This is a genomic window from Pseudomonas sp. WS 5011 (assembly GCF_012985775.1).
GTDB lineage: Bacteria > Pseudomonadota > Gammaproteobacteria > Pseudomonadales > Pseudomonadaceae > Aquipseudomonas > Aquipseudomonas peli.
On sequence record NZ_JAAQXA010000007.1, the window covers coordinates 86,875 to 112,576 of the forward strand.

Genomic DNA, 25,702 nt, shown 5'->3' on the forward strand with positions numbered 1-25,702 from the left:
GATGGATGAAGCGTCACACACCCTACAGTTTGCTTAGGCTGCATCACGTTCTGCTCCCTGCCGATGGGCGGCGACGCGCTCGATCAGCGCCTGCAAGATCGCAGCAGACTCGCCGATCACCGACAGATCGGCGCGTTTGATCATGTCGCAGGTCGGGTCGAGGTTGATCGCCACCACTTTGTCGCAGGCACCGATGCCTTGCAGATGCTGGATCGCCCCGGAAATCCCCACGGCCACGTAAACCCGCGCAGTGACCCAGATGCCGGACGCGCCGACCTGGCGTTCGCGGCCCATAAAGCCATCGTCCACTGCCACTCGTGAGGCACCTTCGGTGGCACCCAGCGCCGCAGCGGCCTGATGGAACAGCGCCCAATCCTTCACGCCGTTGCCACCAGAGAGAATAAATTCGGCCTCGGCCATGGGGATCTGCGCCGGATCGACCGCCACCGCGCCCAAATCCCGAATCCGTGGCAAATGGCTGACCAGCGCTTCACTCAGCGCCAGCGGCCGTACTTCGTGACGGGTTTCGCTGACCGGTTCGGCGCATTCCACCGCCGCCAGAATCAGGCGTGGCGCTTGTTGCACCAGGTCTTCCCGACCGGCACCCGCACGCCCGCTGGCCATGCCATCGGCCACCTGCCAAACCCGCGTGGCCGGGCGTTCACCCAGTTTGGCGGCCAGACGCCGGCCCAGTTCTCCACCACCGCTGCGGCTGTCGGGCAGCAACCAGTGGCGCGGCGTCAGTTGTCTTTCTACTGCGCCGAGGGCCAGCACTCGCGCTTCCGGGGCGTAGCCGTCGAAACCCTCGCCATCGAACTGCAGCAGACGGTCGACGCCGTTGCTATCGAAGGCGCTTTCCTTGTGCTCGCCAAAGATCACCGCGACCACCGCACCGTCGCTGCCGGCGAGTTTGTGCGCCAAGCCAAGCAGGTCCTTGTCATGCGCGCTCAGGCGGCCGCCGACCATATCCGGCACCACGCCGATATAGAATGCCGGTTGCTCGATCACATGCAGCGGCAACTGCACCACGGCACTGGCCGTCGAGCGCTTGACCGCGCCACCTTGCTGCGCGCCGGAGCGGTCGATGCGTTTAAGGCCATTAGGGCCGACAAAGCCCACCGCATGCGGGTTCTTGCGCAGCACACCGGCGGCACTAAGCCAGCTGGCCACCGCCGGCTGTGCGGCGGCATGCAGCGGATGCAGGCGGTTGCGGGCGATCCATTCGGCCCGTGGATCACGGCGGATCAGGTCGCTCATGGGCTTACCTCGGCTGCTTCACGCGGGACGGATGCAGGCTTCTTCACCTCGACCACGCCCTCGATCAATACATCGGCCACCAGCTCGGCAATATCCTTGACCTCCGGACGCGGACCGACCACGCCTTCAAGCATCGCCGTGCACTGCGGGCAGCCCACGGCGACCAGCTCGGCGGCGGTTTCCTTGATATCGACCATGCGCATGTCGGGAATCCGCTGCTTGCCGGGGATATCGGTGATCGGCGCACCGCCGCCACCGCCGCAGCAACGGGAGCGGAAACCCGAGCGCTGCATCTCTTTCACTTCAATGCCGATGGCATTCAGGACATTACGCGGCGCTTCATACTCGCCGTTGTAGCGGCCCAGGTAGCAGGGGTCGTGGTAGGTGACCGAGCCGCCTTTGTGGGTGCCAAGGTTGAGTTTCTGGCCAGTGATCAGCTCATCCATATAGGTGCTGTGGTGCAGCACCGAATAGCGACCGCCTAGCTCGCCGTATTCGTTTTTCAGCACATGAAAGCTGTGCGGGTCGCAGGTGACGATGCGCTTGAACTGGTACTTGGCCAGGGTGGCGATATTGCGTTTGGCCAGCAGCTGGAAGGTCGCTTCATCACCGAGACGCCGGGCCACGTCGCCGCTGTCGCGCTCTTCCAGGCCGAGCACGGCGAAGTCGACCTTGGCGGCTTTCAGCACTTTGACAAAGGCGCGCAGGGTGCGCTGATTGCGCATATCGAAGGCACCGTCGCCGACCCAGAACAGCACATCCACATTTTGCTTGTCACTCATCAGCGGCAGGTTGAGATCCGCTGCCCAGTTCAACCGGCCACCCGGTGCGAAACCGCCGGGGTTGTCGGTGGCGATCAGATTGTCCAGCACCTCGGCGCCCTTGTTCGGCGTCGCGCCTTTCTCCAGCGTGAGATGGCGGCGCATATCGACGATGGCATCGACGTGCTCGATCATCATCGGGCACTCCTCGACGCAGGCACGGCAGGTGGTGCAGGACCACAGCGTTTCGGCGTCGACCAGGGCTTTGCCATGCAGGTTGACGATGGTCAGATGCGGGCCGCCGCGGTGCTCGCCCACCGGCTTACCCGGAGAAGGCGAACCGGCAAAGTTGGCATCGGTGCCACCAGCCAGGCCGACCACCATGTCCTGAATCAGCTTTTTCGGGTTGAGCGGCTGGCCGGCGGCGAAGGCCGGGCAGGCTGCCTCGCATTTGCCGCACTGCACGCAGGCATCGAAGCCAAGCAGCTGGTTCCAGGTAAAGTCCGTAGGCTTTTCCACGCCCAGAGGAGCGTTGCGGTCATCCAGATTGAGTGCCTTCAAGCCGGTCGAGCGACCACCGCCAAAGCGCTCAGAGCGGCGATGCCAGGCCAGGTGCAAGGCACCGGCGAAGGCGTGCTTCATCGGCCCGCCCCAGGTCATGCCAAAGAACAGCTCGGACACACCCCAGGCCACGCCGACGGTGAGCAGCAGCGCCAGTACCCAGCCGCCAAAGTCTGCAGGCAGGATGCCAGCAACAGGAAGCGTGGCGATAAAAAAGCTGCCGGCGAACATCAGCAGGCTTTTCGGCAGACGCATCCACGGGCCTTTCGACAGCCGTGACGGCGGGTCGAGGCGGCGTTTGGCGACAAACAGTGCGCCGACAAACATCAACGCCGTCGCCGCCAGCAGGGCGAAGCCGAGGATGCGACTCTGCAGGCCAAAGCCGTGCACCAGAATCGCCAGCACTGCCGCCAGAACAAAGCCGCCGGCCGTGGCCACATGGGTGTTGGCGATGTATTTATCGCGCGCCACCACATGGTGCAGGTCGACCATATAACGACGCGGCATAGCCAGCAGCCCGCCCAGCCAGTCGACCTGAGCCGGACGGCCACGGCGCCACATCAGAAAGCGCTTCGCCGCGCCAATAACCGCAAGGGCCAGGGCGGCGAAAAGCAGGATGGGGAGTAGGGTGTTCAACATGTGAGGCTCCCACCGCCAATGTCAGGGGATCATGCATTTCAGTCCCCTCTCCCCAAGAGGGAGAGGGAGCTAGACCGGGTCAAACCATCGATGTTGTGCTGGGCTCAGAAATCCTTGCACAACCGCAGCGCGTCATAGATCGCCGCGTGGGTATTGCGCTGGGCTACGCAGTCGCCGATTCGGAACAGCAGATAGCCGTCACCCTTCTCAGCTAAACAAGGCTGCGGCTTGATCGCGAACAGCGCTTCCACATCAATCTGGCCCTTGTTGCGCGAGCCTTCTTTAAGGGCGTAGTACAGGCGCTCGTCAGGGCGCACACCGTTCTCCACCACCACCTGATCGACCACGCGCTCTTCTTTCGCGCCGGTGTATTCGTTCTCCAGCACGGCCACCAGCTTGTCGCCTTCGCGGTAGACCTTCTCCAGCATCATGTCGCCGGTCATGATCACTTCTTTCGGGTATATGCTGCGGTAGTAAGTCGGGAACGTTGTGCCGCCCATGGCCACACCCGGCTTGATGTCGTCGGTGACGATCTCCACCTTCGCGCCTTTTTCGGCGATAAAGTCAGCCACCGACATGCCGCCAAATTCGCAAATGGTGTCGTACACCAGCACGTTATTGCCCGGTGCAACGGTGCCATCGAGGACGTCCCAGCTGCTCACAACCAGGCCTTCAGCGGCGCCCCAGTGTTCGTTCTGCTCGATGAATGGATGACCGCCGTTGGCCAGCACGACAATGTCTGGGCGCAGGTCGAGGATGCTTGCTTCATCAGCACCAGTACCCAGGCGCAGGTCGATATTCAGGCGGGCCAACTCCAGCTGGAACCAGCGGGTAATGCCGGCCATTTGGTCGCGCTGCGGAGCCTTGGCGGCCAAGGTGATTTGCCCGCCGAGGCTGTCTTTCTTCTCGAACAAGGTCACATCGTGGCCACGCTCGGCAGCCACGCGAGCCGCTTCCATCCCGGCCGGGCCACCACCAACAATAACCACCTTGCGCTTGGGCCCAGTGGTTTTCTCGATGATATGCGGCAGGCCCATGTATTCACGGCTGGTGGCCGCGTTCTGGATGCACAGCACATCCAGCCCTTGGTACTGGCGGTCGATGCAATAGTTGGCACCGACGCACTGCTTGATCTGGTCGACCTGGCCCATCTTGATCTTGGCGATCAGGTGCGGGTCGGCGATGTGCGCGCGGGTCATGCCGACCATATCGACATAGCCGCCTTCGAGAATGCGCGTGGCCTGGTTCGGGTCCTTGATGTTCTGCGCGTGCAGCACCGGCACCTTGACCACTTCCTTGATCCCGGCGGCCAGGTGCAGGAACGGCTCCGGCGGATAACTCATGTTCGGGATAACGTTGGCCAGGGTGTTGTGGGTGTCGGCGCCAGAGCCAACCACGCCGATAAAGTCGATCAGGCCGGTGGCATCGTAATACGCGGCGATCTGCTTCATGTCTTCGTGAGAGAGGCCGTCCGGGTGGAACTCGTCACCGGAGATACGCAGGCCCACGCAGAAATCGGGACCGACCTCGGCGCGCACCGCTTTGATCACTTCCAGGCCGAACTTCATCCGCCCTTCAAAGGTGCCGCCCCATTCGTCGGTGCGCTTGTTCACCCGAGGCGACCAGAACTGGTCGATCATGTGCTGGTGCACGGCCGACAGCTCGACGCCGTCCAGGCCGCCGGCTTTGGCCCGAGCCGCCGCCTTGGCGAAGTCACCGATGACGCGCCACATTTCCTCCGGCTCGATGGTCTTGCAGGTGGCACGGTGTACTGGTTCGCGGATACCGGACGGCGACATCAGGGTCGGCCAGTCGAAGCCATCCCAGCGCGAGCGACGGCCCATATGGGTAATCTGGATCATGATCTTGGCGCCATGCTTGTGCATGGCATCCGCCAGGTTCTGGAAGTGCGGAATGATCCGGTCAGTCGACAGGTTCACCGAACTCCACCAGCCGTGCGGGCTGTCGATGGAGACCACCGACGAGCCGCCACAGATGGCCAGACCGACGCCACCCTTGGCCTTCTCTTCGTAGTACTTGACGTAACGCTCGGTGGTCATTCCGCCGTCGGTGGCCATGACCTCGGCGTGCGCGGTGGACACGATGCGGTTACGAATAGTCAGCTTGCCGATTTGGATCGGCTGGAACATTGCTTCGAAAGCCATGACTCGATCCTCGACTTAGCGCGGCTTGACGATAAACAGGCCATCATCGTGGCCCTCTTCGGAACCGCCATAGACCTGCTCGGCCACGGTGCGCAGCGCGCTGCCCTGGGCTTGGAGAATCTGATCCATGGCGCCGGCAAACCAGCCGGTGAACATGTAGTCGACCTTGCGCCCGCACTTGCCGTAGACGTAAACGAAGGCCGAGTGCTTGAGCTTCACCGAGGCGGTGCCGGCGGCCAGGTCGATGGCTTCAATCTCGAACAGCCCCCAGCCGCGTTGCGACAGGCGCTTCATGTAATGCTCAAACACCGCCACGCCAGATAGGCCGTGGCACTCGGCCTCTTTCTCACACCAGTGCCAGGCAGACTTGTAGCCGGCCTTATAGAGAATCTCGGCATAGGCCTCAGCGCCCAGTACCTCTTCGATACCGATGTGGTTATTGACGAAGAAATGCCGCGGCACATAGAGCATCGGCAGGGCGTCGGTGGTCCAGACGCCGGTTTCGTCGTCGACCTGAATAGGCATTTCGGGTGCGTGGGTGGCCATGTGTTCGGTGCTCCAGAATTCGTTGTTTTTGCCCTCTCCCCAACCCTCTCCCGCAGGCGGGAGAGGGTTGGGGAGAGGGGTCGGGGGAGAGGGCGTGATTGGAAAGACTTATTCGCCCCAAACATCCCGAAGAACGTTTAGCCAGTTCTCACCCATGATCTTGCGCACCACGCGCTCGGAATGGCCGCGTTTGAGCAGGGTCTCGGTGAGGTTGGGGAATTCGCCGACGGTGCGGATGCCCAGCGGGTTGATGATCTTGCCGAAGCTGGTCAGGCGGCGGGCGTAGCCCTTGTCGTGGGTCAGGTACTCGAAGAAGTCCTGGCCGTGGCCTTGGGTGAAATCGGTGCCGATGCCGATGGCGTCTTCGCCAACGATGTTCATCACGTACTCGATGGCCTCGGCGTAGTCGTCGATGGTTGAGTCGATACCTTTGGCCAGGAACGGCGCGAACATGGTCACGCCGACAAAGCCGCCGTGGTCGGCGATAAATTTCAGCTCAGCATCGGACTTGTTGCGCGGGTGCTCTTTCAAGCCCGAAGGCAGGCAGTGGGAATAGGTGACCGGCTTTTTCGATTCGAGGATGACTTCCTCGGAAGTCTTCGAACCCACATGCGAGAGGTCGCACATGATGCCGACGCGGTTCATCTCGGCGACGATCTCGCGGCCAAAACCGGACAGCCCGCCGTCACGCTCGTAGCAGCCCGTGCCGACCAGGTTCTGGGTGTTGTAGCACATCTGCACAATGCCCACGCCGAGCTGCTTGAACACCTCGACGTAACCGATCTGATCTTCGAACGCATGGGCGTTCTGGAAGCCGAAAAGGATGCCAGTCTTGCCCTGCGCCTTGGCGGTACGAATGTCGGCGGTGGTGCGCACCGGCATCACCAGGTCGCTGTTTTCGCGGATCAGCTTCTGGCTGGCGGCGATGTTGTTCACCGTCGCCTGGAAGCCTTCCCACACCGACACGGTGCAGTTGGCCGCAGTCAGGCCGCCTTTGCGCATGTCTTCGAACAGTTCGCGGTTCCACTTGGCGATGATCAGCCCGTCAATAACGATGCTGTCGGCGTGTAATTCGGCTGGGCTCATCAGGCAGTCCCCTTTTAGCGGTGTCGCCAAACCCGTTGTTGGCGCTTTGGACTGAGCATATCCCCGGGGGCTTGGGCGACCCGGTGCAAAAACGACTGGGGTATTGCCGAAAGCGTCAAAGCCGGGTCGCCTATGGATAAGCCACCGAGTGAGCGGCCCCCGACTGCACTGCCGGGCGTGCGGAAAGGTCGCGAGGGGAAGAAAAACGAAACCGCAGAAAGCACAAAGGGGAGCCTAGGCTCCCCTCTAATTGGGTGTGTGCTTTATTTTTATTATTTGGCGACTGTTATTGTTGTTTTATCGCTGTCTGTTGCGTCATCGCTTTCGGTGATTCCAAGTGGAACCAAGGGCAAACGTATTTTTTTGGTTACTGATACAGCAATCGCCATTGCCAAAACCCCTGCAATGATCCAACCGGCACACCGAGCTACCTCAAGGTAGTTTTATTCTTTTCGGCCTGGTTGCGGGAAAACCCGAATCACATACCCTTTCCAAAAAAATCTGTTTGCGACTCGTGGGTACTCTTGTTTTTGTTGTGCCTTGAGTCGGTACGATAGTTCTGCTGATGCTTGTTATTGTTTTTGTGCAAGAAACAAAGCATTCAGCGTGCCAACTTTAAAAAATTACTTACAAATCAATGGTATATGAAAATAGCAGACAGCCAAGCTGACACAAGCAGTCACCATTCTGGGGTGCTGCTACTCGTTTGTGTTCCCGTTGCTGGCGGAGCGGTAACACTTGTGCGCAGGTAATGGCGCACATTGGCGGGGCTAAAAAAATGCCCGCAGCAGACTGCGGGCAGCAAAGCGGCCATGAAGGCCTGAGTGTGGAGCCGTTCCGGCGGGCGACCAACCCGCCAGCTCCGTTACTCGGCGACAACCCCTTTCAGGTAGGGCGCAGGTGCGGCGCCGAGGTTGTTGAGCAGACGCTCGCTGTACCAGTCGATAAAGTTGACCACGCCAAACTCGTAGGTTTTCGAGTACGGGCCGGGCTGGTAAGCGGTGGAGTTGATGCCGCGCTGGTTTTCTTCGGCCAGACGGCGGTCCTGATCATTGGTGGCGTCCCACACCTGACGCAGGCGCGCGACGTCGTAGTCGACGCCTTCCACGGCATCCTTGTGCACCAGCCATTTGGTGGTGACCATGGTTTCCTGGGCACTGATCGGCCACACGGTGAAGACAATCATGTGATCGCCCATGCAGTGGTTCCACGAGTGCGGCAGGTGCAGGATGCGCATCGAGCCCAAGTCGGGATCGGTGATACGGCCCATGAGTTTCTTGCAGCCCTGCTTGCCGTCCATGGTCATGGAGACAGTGCCCTTGAGCAGCGGCATGCGCACGATGCGGTTGCGCAGACCAAAACTGGCATGGGCGTAGGGAATGTTGTCTTTGTCCCAGCGGCCGGTGCACTCCGCCACCTGATCCTTGAACGCCTGGGTGGCGCGCGGGTCGGTAACGTCATCCCACTCCAGCAGGGTATTGAGCAGCTCAGGGTGCGAGCCGTTGCAGTGGTAGCACTCGCGGTTGTTCTCCAGCACCAGCTTCCAGTTGGCCTTTTCCATCAAGGTGGTTTGCACGGCCACCTTGGTGTTTTCCATGTCGTACGGCTCCATGTAATGAGCCAGCGTACTGAGGAACTCATCAATGGCCGGTGGGTTTTCCGCCAGGGAAATAAAGATGTAACCACCTGCCACTTTGCAGTTGACCGGTTTAAGGCTGTAGTCCTTGAGGTCGAAATCCGCGCCCATTTCGGTGCCAGCAAACAGCAGGCGACCGTCGAGTTCGTAGGTCCACTGGTGATAAGGGCACACCAGCTTGGCCACCTTACCTTTGTCACTGGTGCACAGGCGCGAACCCCGGTGACGGCAGACGTTATGGAAGGCATGCACCACGCCATCAGCCCCGCGAATCACCATGATCGGGTTATCACCGATCTGCAGGGTGAGGTAGTTACCCTTGGCCGGGATCTCACAGGTCATGCCGGCAATCAGCCATTCCTTGTGGAAGATCTCCTGCATGTCGATCTTGAACAGGCGCTCATCGTTGTAGAACGGCTGCGGCAACGAAAAGGTGCGCTCGCGGCTTTGCAGCATCTCGGCGGTGGCCTTGCGTGCAGGCTCCAGCGGGTCGCCCAGGCTCAGGGTGGAAGTGACGTCCATCGGTAACTCCTCAATGGCTCATCGTCTAGTGCGACGGCCGTAAAAATGGCTGATCGGTTGCTACGCAAGGTGGCGTCATTGCCCCGTTCTACGCCTGCCGATGGCGTCTGGATGAAAGAGGAATTCGCTCGTGACCTTTTGCTTCGGCTGGCTGCGAGTGTGGCGCTGAGCGTAGGCCAAACCTTGTCTATGGACGACATGGTCACATCCGTTTCCGACGCGGCAAACCAAGGCCTGCGCGGCAGGTCGCGATAAGCATGTAAATGTCGCTGGCAGATAAATGAGCCCATCCGCCAGTGCGCACAATCCGCCCCATATAAGGCCGATGCCCGGCCGCGCGGAGAGACGTCCATGACGACGAACGACTTCCTCAACCCCATTACCACCCAGACCTGGAGCAATGGCCGCCACTTGGTTCGCTGCGTCAAAGTCATCCAGGAAACCTGGGACGTGCGCACGTTCTGCTTTATGGCAGATCAGCCGGTGCTGTACTTCTTCAAACCAGGACAATTCGTCACCCTGGAACTGGAAATCGACGGCCAGCCGGTGATGCGCTCCTACACCATCTCCAGCTCGCCGTCCGTGCCCTACAGCTTTTCCATCACCATCAAGCGAGTGCCTGGCGGCAAGGTCTCCAACTGGTTGCATGACAACCTGCAGGAAGGCCAGGAGCTGCCGGTTCACGGCCCGGTCGGGCTGTTCAATGCCATCGACTTTCCCGCCGACAAGGTGCTCTACCTCAGTGGCGGGGTCGGCATTACGCCGGTGATGTCGATGGCGCGCTGGTTTTACGACACCAACGCCAATGTCGACATGGTGTTTGTGCACAGCGCGCGCTCACCGAAGGACATCATCTACCACCGCGAGCTGGAGCACATGGCCGCGCGGATCAACAACTTCAGCCTGCATGTGATTTGCGAGAAGCATGGGCTGGGTGAGGCTTGGGCCGGTTATCGCGGCTACCTCAACCAGAAGATGCTGGAGCTGATTGCCCCGGACTACCTGGATCGGGAAATTTTCTGCTGCGGCCCGACGCCGTACATGAATGCGGTCAAACGCCTGCTGGAAAGCAATGGCTTCGACATGCAGCACTACCACGAGGAGTCATTTGGCGCGACGCCGGCGGATGTCCGCGAAGAAGCCAAGGAGCTCGCCGCCGAAGCCGCCGAAGCCCCCGCCGTGCCGGCTGCCGAGCAGCATCAAGTGGCATTCACCAGCACCGGCAAGAGCATCCGCGTCGACCCAGGCGAAACCGTACACGCTGCCGCGGCCAAGCTTGGCCTGCATATCCCCAAAGCCTGCGGCATGGGCATTTGCGGCACCTGCAAGGTAATGAAAACCTCAGGCGAGGTGAGCATGGAGCACAACGGCGGGATCACCGACGAAGATGTCGCCGAGGGCTACATCCTCTCCTGCTGCAGCGTGCCGCAGGGTGATGTGGCGATCGAGTACTAAGCAGCGCTTATCGCGCCGTCGCGCACACAGCAAAACGCCGCACTCGCCTTCAAGGCCAGTGCGGCGTTTTTGTCTGAGCTGCGCAGTTGTAGGAAGGGCTTTCGGCTCTGGCACCCTGCTCCGCTCTATCTCCTGCATCCATGCAATCGTAGCCGCGACGAGCGGTTAACAGCTCGCCGCTAAGCGCCTCCTACCGATCACTTAAAGCCTGACACTGGCGAAGGTCGACTCCCCCTGCGCCCGCGTCAACGCGGCCATGGCCGAGGATGGTGATGGGCGCATCAGGTCTTCCGGCATTGGCAGCAGCGCTACCACATGGCCGTTCTGCTGGCCGGCGCGTTCGTCGCGTGGCGGGATGCCGAAGTATTCGCGGTAGCACTTGGAGAAGTGCGGCGTGGAGACAAAACCGCAGACCGAGGCCACTTCGATAATCGACATGCTGGTCTGCTTGAGCAGCTGACGCGCGCGAATCAGGCGCAGCTTGAGGTAGTAACGCGACGGCGAGCAGTGCAGGTACTTCTGGAACAGGCGCTCCAGCTGACGGCGCGACACGTCGACATACAGCGCCAGTTGATCAAGGTCGATCGGCTCTTCCAGGTTGGCTTCCATCAGCGCGACGATTTCCTGCAGCTTCGGCTGGTTGGTGCCAAGCATATGCTTGAGCGGCACGCGCTGGTGGTCCTGCTCGTTGCGGATGCGTTCGTAGATAAACATCTCGGAAATCGCCGCCGCCAGTTCGCGGCCATGCTCGCGGCCAATCACGTGCAGCATCATGTCCATCGGCGCAGTGCCGCCGGAGCTGGTGTGGCGGTTGCGATCAATCGAGAACAGGCGAGTACTCACGCCCGCACGAGGGAAGGCTTCCTGCATTGAGGCCAGGCACTCCCAGTGCACGCTGCAATCGAAACCATCGAGCAACCCGGCCTTGGCCAGCGCCCAGCTGCCAGTACATACCGCGCCCAGTTGCGCGCCATGGCGCGCCTGGCTTTGCAGCCACTGCACGTGCTCGCGGGTGACGCTGTGCTGAATGTCCACGCCGCCGCAGACGATCACCGCATCCAAACGCGGCGCCGTCACCAGGCTGGCGTCCGGGGTGATCTGCAGGCCATCACTGGCACTGACCGGCAGGCCGCTCTGGCTGAGGGTGTGCCAGCGGTACAACTCCTTGCCGGACAATTGGTTGGCCATACGCAGCGGCTCAACGGCAGACGCCAGGGAAATCAGGGTGAAGTTGTCGAGCAGGAGAAAGCCGATGGACTGCGGCGCACGGCTCTGGGGTTGTGCCCCTTGAGTGAACTGTGACATCAGGTAAACCCTCACGCGAAGCAAAGCACGGTAGTGAGCCCCTCTATGCGGCGGCTCTTTTTATGGTTCTGGGACTGCACAACGCCAGATCGACTACCAGCACAACGCAAAGGCCGTGCCTAAATTGATTGGGCGTTCAACTAAAAATAAATAGCCAGCTCAACGCTAGTGCCACTAGGCGTTGGCAGGAGCGACAGAAGCATTCTGATTACGACCGCAAACGCCCGTTCGGCGGGCACTTGAGCATTTCGGTAGCACTGTCAGGCAGGTGCTTTGTCACCCCGCTACGCAGGGTAAAAACGGCGCGGTAACGGACCAACGGTCAGGCCGTATTCAGCAGCGTTGCGCTGCCCTTTTCCGCTGCACCAAACAGCCACGCACCACAAATGTGCGCAGCGACCTAAACGTGCGCCTCAGCATTCAACAGCGCTAACGGCCAACCCGCCGCGCGAGGTTTCCTTGTACTTGTCATGCATATCGGCGCCGGTGTCGCGCATGGTGCGGATCACCCGGTCCAGTGAGATAAAGTGCTCGCCGTCGCCACGCAGGGCCATCTGCGCCGCGTTGATCGCCTTCACTGCCGCAATCGCGTTGCGCTCGATGCACGGCACCTGCACCAGGCCACCGACCGGGTCACAGGTCAGACCTAGGTTGTGTTCCAGGCCGATTTCGGCGGCGTTTTCCACCTGCCCAGGGGTAGCCCCGAGAATCTCTGCCAGCCCTGCCGCGGCCATGGCGCAGGCCGAACCGACCTCGCCCTGACAACCGACCTCAGCGCCGGAAATCGACGCGTTCTTCTTGCACAGGATGCCGATGGCGGCAGCAGCCAGCAGGTAATCCACCACATTGGCCTCGGTCACCGACGGACTGAAGCGCACGTAGTAATGCAGCACAGCCGGGATGATTCCCGCCGCACCATTGGTCGGCGCTGTGACCATGCGCCCGCCGGCAGCGTTTTCCTCATTCACCGCCAGGGCGAACAGGTTGACCCACTCCATGCCACTGAGGGTCGAGCCGATCACGTTGGGCTTGCTCATTTCCTGCAGGCTGCGGTGCAGCTTGGCGGCGCGGCGCTTCACATTCAGCCCGCCAGGTAAGGTGCCCTCGTGCTGCAAGCCTTGCTCGACACAATCGCGCATGGCCTGCCACAGACGCATCAGGCCGCTGCGGATTTCAGCCTCACTGCGCCAGGCTTTCTCGTTGGCCATCATCAGCTCGGAAACCCGCAGGCCATGGGCCTTGCACAGGCGCAGCAGCTCCTCCGCGCTATTGAAGTCATACGGCAGCTGCGTGTGATCCTGATCCAGCTGACCGCTGGCGGCCTGCTCGGCGTCCACGACAAAACCGCCGCCCACCGAGTAATAAGTGTTTTCGTGCAGCAGGCTGCCATCGGCGGCAAAGGCGCTGAGGGTCATGGCGTTAGGGTGATACGGCAGGTTTTCTTCCAGCAGCAGCATGTCGCGCGACCAGTCGAAGCCGATGCTGACCCGCCCACCGAGCGGCAACTGCCCGCTGGCCAGCAGCTGCGCGATACGCGGTTCGATGCTGCTCGGGTCAACCTCATCCGGCCATTCGCCCATCAGCCCCATGATCACCGCACGGTCGCTGCCGTGACCAACACCGGTGGCCGATAGCGAACCGTACAGACGCACCTGCAACCGCGCTGTACGTTCCAGCAAACGCCGCTCGGCCAATGCGCCGCTGAACAGCGCCGCCGCACGCATCGGTCCGACGGTATGCGAACTGGACGGCCCAATGCCGATCTTGAACAGGTCAAACACGCTGATAGCCACACCACTCTCCTGCACGATTGCTACATGCAGGCATGATCAGGATTTCCCCACGCCACCGCCGCTCCACACCGACCCGCCCATATCTAAATCCGTCAGCGCCGCAAACGAACGCGACGTGTGCGACAGCGCGCAGTTTCAAGCGCCGCTGCAGCAATTCACGACAGCAGCGTTCTACTTGCGACTTCACGCATAGGCAGCGAAGGAAATCTGTCGGCATGATCGCCGCGCCCATGTACCGGCCAGCTGCATTCGCCTGCCACCCGTGGCCCGACTGCGCACTTGTACGCGCGCCCTGTCACTGCAACCGGGAGAGGCTTGATGACACGCAATACACGCTGGCTGCTGGCCGCCACCTTATGCACCACCCCGCTGTTGGCCCAGGCCGCAGAGCCGGCGCAATGCGGGCTGATTCGCTTTGCCGATGTCGGTTGGACTGACATCACCGTGACCACCGCCGTCACGCGGCAGGTATTCAGCGAGCTGGGCTACCGCACCCAGGTCAAACGCCTGTCCGTGCCCGACACCTACAAAGCCATGCAGGACGGCAAGATCGACGTGTTCCTCGGCAACTGGATGCCGAGCATGGAAAACGACATCAAACCCTACGCCGCTAACGGCTCGGTAAAGACCCTCGGCGCCAACCTCATCGGTGCCAAATACACCCTGGCGGTGAACCAGGCGGCGTATGACGGCGGCGTGAAAAACTTCGCCGATCTCGCGCGCTTCAGTAAAGAACTGGGCGGCAAACTCTACGGAATCGAACCGGGCAACGACGGCAACAAGCTGATCCAGTCAATGATCGACAAGAACGCCTTCGGCCTGGCCGGTTTCAGCCTGGTGGAGTCCAGCGAGAACGGCATGCTGGCCCAGGTCAAACGCGCCGAGCACCTCAAACAGTGGGTGGTATTTCTCGGCTGGGCGCCACACCCGATGAACAACCAGCTGCAGATGCATTACCTGGACGGCGGTGATGAGTTCTTCGGCCCCAACTACGGCGGCGCCACGGTGTACACCAACGTGCGCGCAGGCCTGGCCGAGCAGTGCCCGAATGTCACCCAGCTGCTGAAAAATCTGCGCTTCAGCCTGGAGATGGAAAGCTACCTGATGGGCGCCATCCTCAACAAAAACACCAACCCGCGACGCGAGGCCAAAGCCTGGTTGAAGGCCAATCCGCAGACGCGGGCGAGCTGGCTGGAAGGCGTCACACGATTGAACGGTCAATCAATAAAAACCGCCGAAAACCTCGCCAGTGGAAATTAATTTGTCATTTTTTCCGAACAGCGCGCAGCCCCCAGCACATAGTGCCTGTGGCCATTTGAAACGCTGCAAACCACGGCCGCTGTGGCTTGCAGCCTTGGCAACGGAACAAAAAAGTCTGTTATGGTTTTTAAAGCGTCTGTCGCCGCGCAACACGTCAGAGTCGCAAACCGACAATTGCGACAGGCCGAAGACTATATCGTTGAGTCAGCCGATTTCGTCGCTGTCGCCTTAGCAGGGTCGACAGACCGGGAGCCCACAGCCCCGGACCGAAGAATATATAAGTGCTGGCTCACCACGTGATGGGTGCCAGCCCAACAAGAAATTTCGGATGTACGCGCGCCTCGGGTCGAGGTGTGTAAAACCCAAGGATGGGACTTCGTAACACTGCCAGAGGGTTTGGAACGCGGTTTGCAGCACGGCACAGCAAAGGTTGACTCAACAGTACGCCCCTATAGCGTCCATTGCCCACAAGGCAACCGGAGCGTTGCAGCGGTTGTGCCTGAGCACCCTGAATGTGTTGCGCGGCAAGGCACGGCCCCGACCCCGGAACCCAGTAAACCCACACAGGCAAGAACAGTCGGCATCACCGTACGTACGCCAGCTGGCGTAGGCGCGGTTCCGCAGCACTGATCTGGATGTCTACTGAAGGGGAATCATCCCATGCAGTCTGGAAAAATCGTCGTCGAAAACCTCTACAAGGTGTTCGGCGCAGAGCCACAAGAAGCCATTGACCTGCTCAAACAGGGCTGGAGCAAGGAACGAATTCTTGCGGAGAAAGGCGCCGTAATCGGCGTCAGCGACGTGTCCTTCAGCGTCGAGGAAGGTGAAATTTTCGTGCTGATGGGCCTCTCCGGCTCCGGCAAATCCACCCTGATTCGCCTGATCAATCGCCTGGTTGAACCCAGCGGCGGTAACGTCTATATCGACGGTCAGAACGTCGCCAAAATGCCCAAGGCGGAGCTTATTGATCTGCGCCGCCGCGACATGAGCATGGTCTTCCAGTCCTTCGCCCTGATGCCTTCACGCAGTGTGCTGGACAACGCCGCGTTCGGCCTGGAAGTGGCCGGCAAGAGCAAGAAGGTGCGCGAAGAGCGCGCCATGCAAGTACTCAAGCAGGTTGGCCTGGACACCTTTGCGCACAAGATGCCGCATGAGCTGTCCGGCGGCATGCAACAGCGCGTCGGCCTGGCCCGCGCCCTGGCGGTTGACCCGTCAATGATCATCATGGACGAGGCGTTTTCTGCCCTCGACCCGCTCAAGCGCCGTGAGATGCAAGACGTACTGCTGGAGCTGCAAAAGACCGACCGCCGCACCATCATCTTCGTCTCCCACGACATCGAAGAAGCTATGCGCATCGGCACCCGCATCGGCATCATGGAAGGCGGCAAACTGGTTCAGGTTGGCACCCCGCAGGAGCTGATCGACAACCCCGCCAACGATTACGTGCGCAACTTCTTCAATACCGTCGACACCAACCGCTACCTCACCGCCGGCCAGCTGATGGCCAACAGCGTGCCGATCTACGTGCACAACGGCAAAGCGCCGGATGCGCAGAAGGTCTGCCAGGAGCTGCAGGCGCTGGACAAGCACTACGCCTTTGTCGTCGACGAGCAGAACAACTTCCAGGGCTCTATCAGCCTGGAAAAAATCGCCCTACTCGTGGAAGGCGGCGCGACATGCAGCCTTGACGCGAATGTACTCAAGCATATCAACCCCGTTTCCGAAGGCACCCCGCTGGATCAGGTGATTGAACGCCTGGTGGACAACGAAGGGCCTATCCCGGTGATTGATGCGCACGGCCACTACAGCGGCGCCATCAGTAAAGGTCGCCTGTTGACCCGCCTGCAGGGAGAGTCCCATGAGTGAGAAACAGCTCGACCTGGGCAGCTGGGTCAACGACGTGGTGCAGCACCTGCTGGACAACTACAGCGATGGTTTCGACAGCATCGGCGCCGTGGTCAATGGCTTCTCCGAAGGCATCGAATGGCTGCTGATGCTGCCACCGGCCTGGCTGCTGATTGCCATCTTTATCGGACTGGGCCTGTGGCGCATCGGCTACAAGTTCGCCATCTTCACCGCCATCTCCTTCGTACTGATCGTACTCACCGGCTTCTGGGAACAGACCGTGGTAACCCTCGGCCTGACCTTCTCCGCCACGCTGATCAGCCTGCTACTCGGCATCCCGCTGGGCATCTGGGCCGCGCGCAGCGAGCGGGTGGCGACCATCATCCGGCCGATTCTCGACTTTATGCAGACCATGCCGGCGTTCGTTTACCTGATTCCCGCCGCCATGCTCTTCGGACTCGGCCGTGTGCCGGGGATCATCGCCACGGTGATCTTCGCCATGCCCCCGGCGGTACGCCTGACCAACCTCGGCATCCGCCAGGTGAATAAAGAGATCATCGAAGCCGGCCAATCCTTCGGCTGCACGCCGCGTCAGCTACTGTTCAAGGTCCAGCTGCCCAACGCCATGCCGTCGATCATGGCCGGGGTCAACCAGACCATCATGATGGCCCTGTCGATGGTGATCATTGCCTCGATGGTCGGCGCCGGCGGCCTGGGTAACGACGTACTGGCGAGTATTCAGCGCCTGGACATCGGCCTTGGTTTCGAAAGCGGCATGGCCGTGGTGTTGCTGGCGATCATTCTCGACCGCATCACCGAAAGCTTCGGCACCCCACAAACCGCCAAGCGCAGCAGTCTGTTCAGTTGGTTCAGCGGCAAGCTTCAACGCCAGTAATCTAAATTTAACCATCACAGGGAATCGCAGATGAAGACGATTAAACAGCTCGCAGGTGTCGGCCTGCTCTCCGTGGCCATGCTGCAAAGCGCATGGGCGCAAGAGCCGGAGAGTTGCAAAATGGTGCGCTTCGCCGAAATCGGCTGGGCCGACATCGCCGCCACCACTGGCGTGGCCATGACCCTCAGCGAAGGCCTGGGCTACCAGACGCGCAAAATCATGGCCTCCGTACCCATCGCCTTTACCGGCGTGCAGAAAGGCCAGATCGACGTATTCCTCGGTTACTGGGCGCCCTCGATGGACGCCGTGATCGAGCCCTTCACCAAGGATGGCGGCGTCAAAGTACTGCCCAAAGCCAACCTCGAAGGCGCCAAATACACCCTCGCCGTCCCGACCTACGCCGCTGAAGCCGGGCTGAAAAGCTTTGCCGACATCGCCAAGTTCAAGGACCAGCTGGGCGGCAAGATCTTCGGCATCGAGCCCGGCAACGACGGCAACCTGCTGATCGACGGCATGATCAAGAGCAACCAGTTCGGCCTCGGCGAATTCAAAATGGTCGAGTCCAGCGAAGCCGGCATGCTGGTTCAGCTGCAACGCGCAGTGAAAAAGAATGAACCCGCCGTGTTCCTCGGCTGGGCACCGCACCCGATGAACACCCAGTTCGACATCACCTACCTGGAAGGCGGTGATGACGTGTTCGGCCCCGACTTCGGCGCCGCCAAGGTCTACACCGTCGTGCCGCCAGATTACGAAGCACGCTGCGCCAACGTCGGCAAACTGCTGAACAACCTGCAGTTCACCGTGGAAATCGAAAGCCAGCTGATGGAAAAGGTCCTGGATAAACAGAACCCGACCGAAGTCGCCAAAGAGTGGATCAAAGCCAACCCAGCGATCCTCGACCAGTGGCTGGCCGGCGTTACCACCTACGACGGCCAGGACGGCGTTGCAGCGGTGAAAAAACACCTCGGCCTGTAAGCCACAACGCGCCGCCTCCTTTACCTGCGGGCGGCGCGGTTAGTTCAAGCGCCTGAATCAGCACCACACCCGCGAGGCCACATGGCCATCGCCGGGTTTGCTGCACCCCGGATTTAACACGCAGCACCGTACGACCCAGCTAGGCCCGCAAGAAGAACGCGCCAGTAACTCACTGAACTGCCACTCTCACTGACGGAGCACACCCTATGCGAAACCTGAAAAACCTCTGCCTGCAAAGCCTCGGCGTCGCCGCCCTGGCCCTCGGCATGAGCAGCGCCATGGCGGCGGACAAAGCCACCCTGAAAATCGGCTACGTAAACGGCTGGGACGACAGTGTCGCCGCCACCCACGTAGCGGGTGAAATCCTCCAGAGCAAACTCGGTTACACCGTCGAGCTGAAGCCTGTAGAACCCGCCATCATGTGGCAGGGCGTAGCCCGTGGTGACCTCGACGCCACCCTCTCCGCCTGGCTGCCTGCCACCCACGGCGAATACTTTGCAAAACTCAAAGACAAGGTCGAAGTGCTCGGCACCAACTACGCTGGCGCCAAAATTGGCCTGATCGTGCCGGACTATGTACAAGCCAAAACCATCGCCGACCTGCAAACCTACGCCAAAGACTTCGACGGCAAAATCACCGGCATCGACGCCGGCGCCGGCGTCATGCGCCGCGCCGAAGACGCGATCAAGCAATACGCCCTCACCGACATCAAACTGATGCCAAGCTCCGGCCCAGGCATGGCCACCGCCCTGACCCGTGCCGAAAAAGATAAGAAAGCCATTGTCGTCACCGGCTGGATCCCACACTGGATGTTCGCCAAATGGAACCTGCGCTTCCTCGAAGACCCGAAAAAAGTCTTCGGCGATGACGAACACGTCGACACCGTCGCCAACCCCAGCATCAACAGCAAAGCCCCAGAAGCCGCTGCCTTCCTGAAGAAGTTCTCCTGGAGCGGTGAAGAAGTCGGCGCCGTGATGCTCGCCATCCGCGACGGCGCCAAACCGGAAGACGCCGCCAAAGACTGGATCAGCAAAAACCCAGAACGCGTCGCCGAGTGGCTTAAGTAAGCCAAGGCTGCACCTCTGTATATAAAGCGGGCTACGGCCCGCTTTTTTATGCCTGCGAAATGACAAAGAGAGAATGTTCTAGACAGAGGGTTGAGGGGCTGGATAGGGTTGGGAACATGGTGGCCGAGTAGTGGCTAGGCTGTAGCCTAACCCTCGCCTAATTTTGCTGATTTGCGACATACGGCGAAGGATAAAAATAGGCCGCAACAGGTAAGTCGACGTTATACGACAGATAAACGAGACATTGGCATGTCGCATAATTAATAGTTAGGGCTGCCAACACAGAACATGGATGAAATATGATCGATCTCGGAGCTACAGATTTCTACATTGACGTACCGAGTCTGCCACGGCATGAGTTCGAAAAATATTCGACCAATTTGTTCGACGAGTGGGAGGCATATGTCGAGCAAGTATTAAAAATACCAGATTATGCACTGGCACTAGAGGTTGAAGAGGGCTCAATAAAGGGTGGAGCTAAAATCGCAGCAGCGCTTTACGCTCTATATATGGGCATAGGCCAATATGGCTCCTTCGTATCGGGGCTTCAAACGATACAGAGGCAAATAAGCTCAGTAGGTGACTTTTTAGCCACTCATGCAACCAGCCCATTCTCATCGAGCAATGTTAAGCCGAAAGTAAAAAAGCATACTGGCTCCCTTGGCGAGCTACAGCGTCTGTTTTACAAAGTTCAGCAGGGAAAAATAACTCCCGAACAAGCGATGCTTAAGGCTGAAATCATGTTTGGCGACGAAGCCAAGTCCGCACCAGAATTCATGGAGGAGATGAGAAATTCACTTGAAAGTACTCCTTTGCTAGCAACGCAACTGAAACTCCCCCTCTACACTTTCGAGAGCGAAGCGCTAATACAAACCATCAGCAATAAACGCCAGCCAGCCACACCTCGACCTAAGCCAGAACAACCTATTGGCCAACAGTTCCGAATAGAGGTTTGGCGCGACTCAAAAAAAGAAAAAAGAAATGTAAGAATCATAGAGCTATGAAGCACCAAGCCCTAACAAGTAGTTCAAGTCGCTCGCTCGGGACCCGTTAAAGCCGGCTCCTTAACCAAAATTTAGAGATCACAAGATGTCCCTTGCCAAAACCTCATTCGAGTATGGAATAAGAGACGCGGAAGAGCTTCTTGCTCATTTCGACTCAATTAATACTAATCCTCCTCCAGCAAACGCTGAGGTGCTCAAACGGGCCGGTTTGGTTATGGCACTGACAGCATGGGAAACATACGTGGAAGACCGAGTGACCGAAGGTGTGCAAAAGCGCCTTGCTGCGGTCTCCGGTAGCTATGTCGGAAATTTCATCATTAAAAAGTTACAAATTGAGCTAAAGCAATTTCATAACCCGACATCTGACAAAACAAAGAAAATATTTACAGACTATCTTGATCTTGATGTTACTCAAGGCTGGAATTGGGCAAATCATGACCCAGAAAGAGCAAGAACATCACTTAATCAATGGATTTCAAAACGCGGCGACGCCGTGCATCGATCCAAGCCAATAAATAATGGCGCACCTACGGCACAACTTATTAAGCGCGATGAGCTGGAAAAGGTAATTCGCTTTATCAAAGATCTAGTAAAAGCCACTGACGCTTACCTGGAGTGCAATCTCTAATAACAATAGGAAAAAGACCACAATTTAAGCCCCCGACTGATCACTCAAACGAGTCATCAGCCTCGCCCTTAAACCTGAACCGAGCTAAAAATGAACCGCCGCAAGAAAATAAAACAGCTACTAGAAGCTCACGCTAAAAAGACCAATGCCAAATTGGCACCCAAAAAGAAAGATACCTATATCAGCAAAGCCGACCGCTTAAAACTGTCCGAAGAAGCCAACCCGGATTCAACTATTACCCCCGAGAGCTAAGCGCGCTTTATCGCCCCAGCCAGCCGTTAGTACATTTAAGGAAGCACCATGATCACCTGCCATATCCGCTATGTGCTCGACCCACGCAAACTCAAGGAATTCGAGCATTACGGCAAGCTGTGGATTGCCCTGGTGGGGAAGTTTGGCGGTACGCATCACGGTTACTTTCTGCCCTCGGAAGGTGCCAACAATATCGGCCTGGCGATGTTCAGCTTCCCCAGCCTGGCGGAGTATGAGCAGTATCGGCTGAAATCCTTTGCCGACGCCGAGTGCCTGGCGGCCTTTAAATATGCGGAAGAGACTCAGTGCATCATCAGCTACGAGCGCACCTTCTTCCGTCCGGTATTTGATGCCTGACGGATCCTTAATTGCCGAGTTAAGCGTATGTCCCAGCTCGCCCACTACCAGTTGATGGCCCGCTATAACGCGTGGATGAATGACAAGCTCTACGTGGCTGCCAGTCAGCTTTCGCCGCAGGCGCTGAGCGAGGATCGCGGGGCGTTTTTCCCGTCCATCCTCGCCACGCTCAACCATATTGCAGTGGGCGATATCATCTGGCTCAAGCGCTTTGCCGAGCACCCGGCGTGCGCTGAGCTGTGTGCGGCGATCAGCGATATGCAACGGCCAGCGGCGCTGGATCAGCTGTTATTCGATACCTTCGCCCCGCTGCATGCTTTACGCAGCCGGCTGGATGGGCATATCAGCGACTGGGTGGCAGCGCTGACCGAGCCGGACTTGGAGCATGTGCTGGCCTACGGCAATATGAAGGGCGTGCCGGCGCAGCGCCCGTACGCGAGCCTGATGCTGCATTTCTTCAATCATCAAACCCACCATCGCGGTCAGGCCAGCACTTTGCTGCACCAGGCCGGTCAGGATATCGGCGTGACCGATTTACTGGCGCTGATTGCCGACGTTGAGCTGCGCTAATGTGCTCAACACCCCGACAGAGCCAAGACAGCCGATGAAGCCACTTGCCCTGCTGCTGATTTATCTCCCGCGTATTGCCTTTCGCCGAGCAGCGCAGGCGCAGCTGGGTGCGTGTTTGCCCGCGGCCACGGCGGCAGCGGTATGGGCCAGAACCCTGGAAATACAAAATGAATTGCAACGCACGCGCGTGCGCCATTCGCCTGGGGTGAATCTGCTGCTGCGTTATATGCAGTGGGATTACGCGCTGTACCGCGCCTTGCAGGAGCAAGGCATTGGCCAGCGGCAGGCTGGCGAGTGGATCGAGCAGATCAACTGGCAGATCTTCGCCCCAGCCAGCGCCCTGGCCTTCAAGCTGTCGCGCCTGCGCAGCGGCCGCTTGCAGGCGCGTATCCAGTGGCTGCTCGATGCGCTGTTCAACCTGGTGTTTACCCGCCCTTTCCGCCGCACAAATCTGCCTGCCGCCGCTGGCGTGGCCTTTGATGTTCATGTGTGCCCGCTGGCCAACTACTTACGCGACCAGGGTGCGCCGGAGCTGACCCACTTTGCCGCGTGCAGCCTGGATTACCGCATGGCCAGCGATTGGGGCGTGACGCTGCAGCGCACGCAAACCCTTGCAGGCGGCGCGGCGTATTGCGATTTTCGCTTTAGCGTGCCGCCGGCGCAGCTGATTGCTCGCGAAGGCGCGGGCGTCGATAAAACCGCCGCCGATCAGCCTGGAAACTAGCGCCTCCGGCCCTCGCGCAACGGCATGCCCCTGACCGACAGGTCATCCCTGGAACGCCATGTTTGATTGATCGTTCAACAATAACCGGCCTAGACTGCGCGCATTCCGGGGACGCCCCCTATCGACGGAGAAGCCGATGCCCAAGGTTGGAATGCAACCAATCCGCCGCTCGCAATTGATCGCGGCGACCCTTGAAGCGGTTGATCAGGTCGGCATGAGCGATGCCAGCATCGCCTATATCGCTCGGATCGCCGGGGTCTCCAACGGCATCATCAGCCACTACTTCCGCGACAAGAACGGCTTGCTCGACGCCACCATGCGCCACCTGATGCAGGCGCTCAGCGATGCCGTGCGTGAACGTCGCGCCAGCCTGCCGCCGGACCAGCCGCGCGAGCACCTGCGGGCGATGATTGAAGGCAACTTCGATGACAGCCAGGTCAACGGCCCGGCGATGAAAACCTGGCTGGCGTTCTGGGCCACCAGCATGCACCAGCCGGCGCTGCGGCGTTTGCAGCGGGTCAACGATCACCGTTTGTATTCCAACCTGTGTGGGCAATTCAGCCGAGTATTGCCGCAAGAGCAGGCGCGCACCGCTGCCCGTGGTCTGGCGGCATTGATCGATGGTTTGTGGCTGCGCGGAGCGCTGTCCGGCGAGGGCTTCGACACCCGCCAGGCGATTGAGATCGCCTACGAATACCTCGATCTGCAACTGCTCAAGGCGCAATAGCCGCCCCCTCTTTTAAACAACCCCAATACCACCGCCGACACGCCCTGCGTGTCGCGTTTGGCTGTGCCCTGTCGTTTTTATTGATTGATCGTTCAATTAAGATAATTTAGCCTTGCGTCTATATTGCCTACACCGACGACCTGCGCCAGGCGGCTCGCGTCGACCACCGCACACGAGGAACGCGCCATGCCCCGCTTCGATGAACAGCAGCTCTTTATTGGCGGCCGTTATGTAACGGCCAGCAGCGGCGAGACCTTCGACAGCATCAACCCCGCCACCGGCGAAATTCTGGCCCGCGTGCAGCGCGCCAGCCAGGCCGATGTGGAACTGGCCGTGGCCAGCGCCACTGCAGGGCAAAAGGTGTGGGCGGCAATGACCGCCATGCAGCGTTCGCGCATCCTGCGCAAGGTCGTCGACATTCTGCGCGAGCGCAACGATGAACTGGCCGAGCTGGAAACCCTCGACACCGGCAAGCCTTTGAGCGAAACCCGCTACGTCGATATCGTCACCGGCGCCGACGTGCTGGAGTACTACGCTGGGTTGATTCCAGCCATCGAAGGCGAACAGATCCCGCTGCGCGAAACCAGTTTCGTCTACACCCGCCGCGAACCGCTGGGCGTGGTCGCCGGCATTGGCGCGTGGAACTACCCGATCCAGATTGCTCTGTGGAAATCCGCCCCGGCCCTGGCCGCCGGCAACGCGATGATCTTCAAACCGAGCGAAGTGACATCCTTAAGCGCACTGAAACTGGCCGAGATCTACAGCGCCGCCGGTGTGCCGGATGGCGTGTTCAACGTGCTCACTGGTAGCGGCCGTGAAGTCGGCCAGTGGCTGACCGAACACCCGGGCATCGAGAAGATTTCCTTTACCGGCGGCACCGTCACCGGCAAGAAGGTTATGGCCAGCGCTTCCAGCTCGTCGCTCAAGGAAGTAACCATGGAGCTGGGCGGCAAGTCGCCACTGATCATCTTCGAAGACGCCGACCTCGACCGCGCTGCCGACATTGCGGTGATGGCCAACTTCTACAGCTCCGGCCAGGTCTGCACCAACGGCACCCGCGTATTCGTGCCGCGCATGCTGCAGGCGCGCTTCGAGGCCAAGGTGGTTGAGCGGGTCAAACGCATCCGCCTCGGCGATCCGCTGAATGACGCCACCAACTTCGGCCCGCTGGTCAGCGCGGCGCATATGGACAGCGTGCTCGGCTATATCGAAAAAGGCCGCAGCGAAGGCGCGCGCCTGCTGATCGGCGGCAATCGCGTCACCGTGGGCGACTACGCCAAAGGCGCCTATGTCGCGCCGACGGTGTTCACCGACTGCAATGACGGCATGACCATCGTCCGTGAGGAAATCTTCGGCCCGGTGATGAGCATTCTGGTTTACGACACTGAAGACGAAGTGATCCGCCGCGCCAACGCCACCGAGTACGGCCTGGCCGCCGGCGTGGTAACCCGCGACCTGAACCGCGCACACCGAGTGATCCACAAGCTGGAAGCCGGCATCTGCTGGATCAACACCTGGGGCGAGTCGCCGGCGGAAATGCCGGTGGGTGGCTACAAGCAATCCGGCGTCGGCCGCGAAAACGGCCTGACCACCCTGGCGCACTACACGCGGATCAAATCGGTACAGGTTGAGCTGGGCGGTTACACCTCGGTGTTCTGACCCGCCCACGGAT

The 25,702-nt window shown here is 59.9% G+C and carries 22 protein-coding genes; 14 read left to right on the forward strand and 8 right to left on the reverse strand.

Annotation, left to right across the window (positions count from 1 at the left end):
* Positions 1-33: 33 nt before the first annotated feature.
* The 6 genes from HBN63_RS09870 to gbcA all read right to left on the reverse strand — a co-directional run bounded on the left by HBN63_RS09870 (position 34) and on the right by gbcA (position 9,173).
* Positions 34-1,257: an electron transfer flavoprotein subunit alpha/FixB family protein gene (locus tag HBN63_RS09870; RefSeq protein WP_170049290.1), complete on the reverse strand. Its 1,224-nt coding sequence runs from the start codon at positions 1,255-1,257 to the stop codon at positions 34-36.
* Positions 1,254-3,218 (reverse strand): dimethylglycine demethylation protein DgcB, encoded by a 1,965-nt coding sequence (gene dgcB, locus HBN63_RS09875; protein WP_170049291.1) that lies wholly within the window; start codon positions 3,216-3,218, stop codon positions 1,254-1,256. The genes HBN63_RS09870 and dgcB overlap by 4 nt, the downstream gene beginning before the upstream one ends.
* Positions 3,219-3,322: 104 nt before the next feature.
* Positions 3,323-5,383 carry a dimethylglycine demethylation protein DgcA gene (gene dgcA / locus HBN63_RS09880; protein WP_170049292.1) on the reverse strand — a complete coding sequence of 687 codons (2,061 nt, stop codon included), beginning with the start codon at positions 5,381-5,383 and terminating at the stop codon, positions 3,323-3,325.
* A gap of 15 nt (positions 5,384-5,398) precedes the next feature.
* Positions 5,399-5,929, reverse strand: coding sequence for a DUF5943 domain-containing protein (locus HBN63_RS09885; RefSeq protein WP_160089620.1), 531 nt, complete (start codon positions 5,927-5,929; stop codon positions 5,399-5,401).
* Between the two features lie 108 nt (positions 5,930-6,037).
* Positions 6,038-7,015: a dipeptidase gene (locus HBN63_RS09890; protein ID WP_170049293.1), complete on the reverse strand. Its 978-nt coding sequence runs from the start codon at positions 7,013-7,015 to the stop codon at positions 6,038-6,040.
* An 865-nt stretch (positions 7,016-7,880) separates the two neighbouring features.
* The gene (gbcA, locus tag HBN63_RS09895) at positions 7,881-9,173 is read right to left on the reverse strand and encodes a glycine-betaine demethylase subunit GbcA (RefSeq protein ID WP_170049294.1); all 1,293 of its coding nucleotides are present in this window, start codon (positions 9,171-9,173) and stop codon (positions 7,881-7,883) included.
* A gap of 351 nt (positions 9,174-9,524) precedes the next feature.
* Between gbcA and gbcB the strand changes: the two genes are divergently transcribed.
* Positions 9,525-10,628: a glycine-betaine demethylase subunit GbcB gene (gene gbcB, locus HBN63_RS09900; RefSeq protein WP_170049295.1), complete on the forward strand. Its 1,104-nt coding sequence runs from the start codon at positions 9,525-9,527 to the stop codon at positions 10,626-10,628.
* Positions 10,629-10,829: 201 nt separating this feature from the next.
* On the opposite strand, the gene HBN63_RS09905 is transcribed toward gbcB, so the two are convergent.
* Complete coding sequence (locus HBN63_RS09905) at positions 10,830-11,933, reverse strand: GlxA family transcriptional regulator (protein WP_170049296.1); 1,104 nt, start codon at positions 11,931-11,933, stop codon at positions 10,830-10,832.
* A 413-nt stretch (positions 11,934-12,346) separates the two neighbouring features.
* A complete protein-coding gene (locus tag HBN63_RS09910) occupies positions 12,347-13,726 on the reverse strand; it encodes an L-serine ammonia-lyase (protein WP_170049297.1) in 1,380 nt (459 codons plus the stop codon).
* 318 nt (positions 13,727-14,044) lie between these two features.
* On the opposite strand from HBN63_RS09910, the gene choX reads away from it, so the two are divergent.
* The 13 genes from choX to betB all read left to right on the forward strand — a co-directional run bounded on the left by choX (position 14,045) and on the right by betB (position 25,689).
* Positions 14,045-14,986: a choline ABC transporter substrate-binding protein gene (gene choX, locus HBN63_RS09915; RefSeq protein WP_160089630.1), complete on the forward strand. Its 942-nt coding sequence runs from the start codon at positions 14,045-14,047 to the stop codon at positions 14,984-14,986.
* Positions 14,987-15,646: 660 nt separating this feature from the next.
* Positions 15,647-16,852, forward strand: coding sequence for a glycine betaine/L-proline ABC transporter ATP-binding protein (locus tag HBN63_RS09920; RefSeq protein WP_090254952.1), 1,206 nt, complete (start codon positions 15,647-15,649; stop codon positions 16,850-16,852).
* Positions 16,845-17,726, forward strand: a complete 882-nt coding sequence (locus HBN63_RS09925) for a proline/glycine betaine ABC transporter permease (RefSeq protein ID WP_090254950.1) — start codon at positions 16,845-16,847, stop codon at positions 17,724-17,726. Before HBN63_RS09920 ends, HBN63_RS09925 begins: the two co-directional genes overlap by 8 nt.
* Before the next feature lie 30 nt (positions 17,727-17,756).
* Positions 17,757-18,701, forward strand: a complete 945-nt coding sequence (locus HBN63_RS09930) for a choline ABC transporter substrate-binding protein (protein WP_090254948.1) — start codon at positions 17,757-17,759, stop codon at positions 18,699-18,701.
* Positions 18,702-18,907: 206 nt separating this feature from the next.
* Positions 18,908-19,768, forward strand: coding sequence for a glycine betaine ABC transporter substrate-binding protein (locus HBN63_RS09935; RefSeq protein ID WP_170049298.1), 861 nt, complete (start codon positions 18,908-18,910; stop codon positions 19,766-19,768).
* A gap of 299 nt (positions 19,769-20,067) precedes the next feature.
* The gene (locus HBN63_RS09940) at positions 20,068-20,772 is read left to right on the forward strand and encodes a hypothetical protein (protein ID WP_170049299.1); all 705 of its coding nucleotides are present in this window, start codon (positions 20,068-20,070) and stop codon (positions 20,770-20,772) included.
* An 85-nt stretch (positions 20,773-20,857) separates the two neighbouring features.
* Positions 20,858-21,400, forward strand: a complete 543-nt coding sequence (locus HBN63_RS09945; RefSeq protein ID WP_170049300.1) for a HEPN domain-containing protein — start codon at positions 20,858-20,860, stop codon at positions 21,398-21,400.
* A 90-nt stretch (positions 21,401-21,490) separates the two neighbouring features.
* Positions 21,491-21,652: a DUF2986 domain-containing protein gene (locus tag HBN63_RS09950; protein WP_170049301.1), complete on the forward strand. Its 162-nt coding sequence runs from the start codon at positions 21,491-21,493 to the stop codon at positions 21,650-21,652.
* A 48-nt stretch (positions 21,653-21,700) separates the two neighbouring features.
* Positions 21,701-22,009 carry an NIPSNAP family protein gene (locus HBN63_RS09955; RefSeq protein ID WP_170049302.1) on the forward strand — a complete coding sequence of 103 codons (309 nt, stop codon included), beginning with the start codon at positions 21,701-21,703 and terminating at the stop codon, positions 22,007-22,009.
* A 27-nt stretch (positions 22,010-22,036) separates the two neighbouring features.
* A complete protein-coding gene (locus tag HBN63_RS09960; RefSeq protein WP_170049303.1) occupies positions 22,037-22,579 on the forward strand; it encodes a DinB family protein in 543 nt (180 codons plus the stop codon).
* 34 nt (positions 22,580-22,613) lie between these two features.
* Positions 22,614-23,303 (forward strand): L-2-amino-thiazoline-4-carboxylic acid hydrolase, encoded by a 690-nt coding sequence (locus tag HBN63_RS09965; RefSeq protein WP_170049304.1) that lies wholly within the window; start codon positions 22,614-22,616, stop codon positions 23,301-23,303.
* Positions 23,304-23,439: 136 nt separating this feature from the next.
* Positions 23,440-24,030: a transcriptional regulator BetI gene (gene betI, locus HBN63_RS09970; protein WP_170049305.1), complete on the forward strand. Its 591-nt coding sequence runs from the start codon at positions 23,440-23,442 to the stop codon at positions 24,028-24,030.
* A gap of 186 nt (positions 24,031-24,216) precedes the next feature.
* On the forward strand, positions 24,217-25,689 hold the full coding sequence (gene betB / locus HBN63_RS09975; RefSeq protein ID WP_170049306.1) for a betaine-aldehyde dehydrogenase: 1,473 nt from the start codon (positions 24,217-24,219) through the stop codon (positions 25,687-25,689).
* Positions 25,690-25,702: the final 13 nt, after the last annotated feature.

Excerpts from the sequence above, each read along its gene's own strand:
- HBN63_RS09890 (WP_170049293.1), bottom strand. The coding sequence starts at position 7,015 with ATGAGCCCAGCCGAATTACACGCCGACAGCATCGTTATTGACGGGCTG.
- HBN63_RS09870 (WP_170049290.1), bottom strand. The coding sequence starts at position 1,257 with ATGAGCGACCTGATCCGCCGTGATCCACGGGCCGAATGGATCGCCCGC.
- HBN63_RS09950 (WP_170049301.1), top strand. The coding sequence starts at position 21,491 with ATGAACCGCCGCAAGAAAATAAAACAGCTACTAGAAGCTCACGCTAAA.
- HBN63_RS09940 (WP_170049299.1), top strand. The coding sequence starts at position 20,068 with ATGATCGATCTCGGAGCTACAGATTTCTACATTGACGTACCGAGTCTG.
- HBN63_RS09925 (WP_090254950.1), top strand. The coding sequence starts at position 16,845 with ATGAGTGAGAAACAGCTCGACCTGGGCAGCTGGGTCAACGACGTGGTG.
- choX (WP_160089630.1), top strand. The coding sequence starts at position 14,045 with ATGACACGCAATACACGCTGGCTGCTGGCCGCCACCTTATGCACCACC.
- HBN63_RS09960 (WP_170049303.1), top strand. The coding sequence starts at position 22,037 with ATGTCCCAGCTCGCCCACTACCAGTTGATGGCCCGCTATAACGCGTGG.
- HBN63_RS09885 (WP_160089620.1), bottom strand. The coding sequence starts at position 5,929 with ATGGCCACCCACGCACCCGAAATGCCTATTCAGGTCGACGACGAAACC.
- gbcB (WP_170049295.1), top strand. The coding sequence starts at position 9,525 with ATGACGACGAACGACTTCCTCAACCCCATTACCACCCAGACCTGGAGC.
- HBN63_RS09930 (WP_090254948.1), top strand. The coding sequence starts at position 17,757 with ATGAAGACGATTAAACAGCTCGCAGGTGTCGGCCTGCTCTCCGTGGCC.
- HBN63_RS09935 (WP_170049298.1), top strand. The coding sequence starts at position 18,908 with ATGCGAAACCTGAAAAACCTCTGCCTGCAAAGCCTCGGCGTCGCCGCC.
- betI (WP_170049305.1), top strand. The coding sequence starts at position 23,440 with ATGCCCAAGGTTGGAATGCAACCAATCCGCCGCTCGCAATTGATCGCG.
- dgcA (WP_170049292.1), bottom strand. The coding sequence starts at position 5,383 with ATGGCTTTCGAAGCAATGTTCCAGCCGATCCAAATCGGCAAGCTGACT.
- HBN63_RS09905 (WP_170049296.1), bottom strand. The coding sequence starts at position 11,933 with ATGTCACAGTTCACTCAAGGGGCACAACCCCAGAGCCGTGCGCCGCAG.
- gbcA (WP_170049294.1), bottom strand. The coding sequence starts at position 9,173 with ATGGACGTCACTTCCACCCTGAGCCTGGGCGACCCGCTGGAGCCTGCA.
- HBN63_RS09945 (WP_170049300.1), top strand. The coding sequence starts at position 20,858 with ATGTCCCTTGCCAAAACCTCATTCGAGTATGGAATAAGAGACGCGGAA.
- HBN63_RS09920 (WP_090254952.1), top strand. The coding sequence starts at position 15,647 with ATGCAGTCTGGAAAAATCGTCGTCGAAAACCTCTACAAGGTGTTCGGC.
- HBN63_RS09955 (WP_170049302.1), top strand. The coding sequence starts at position 21,701 with ATGATCACCTGCCATATCCGCTATGTGCTCGACCCACGCAAACTCAAG.
- betB (WP_170049306.1), top strand. The coding sequence starts at position 24,217 with ATGCCCCGCTTCGATGAACAGCAGCTCTTTATTGGCGGCCGTTATGTA.
- HBN63_RS09965 (WP_170049304.1), top strand. The coding sequence starts at position 22,614 with ATGAAGCCACTTGCCCTGCTGCTGATTTATCTCCCGCGTATTGCCTTT.
- dgcB (WP_170049291.1), bottom strand. The coding sequence starts at position 3,218 with ATGTTGAACACCCTACTCCCCATCCTGCTTTTCGCCGCCCTGGCCCTT.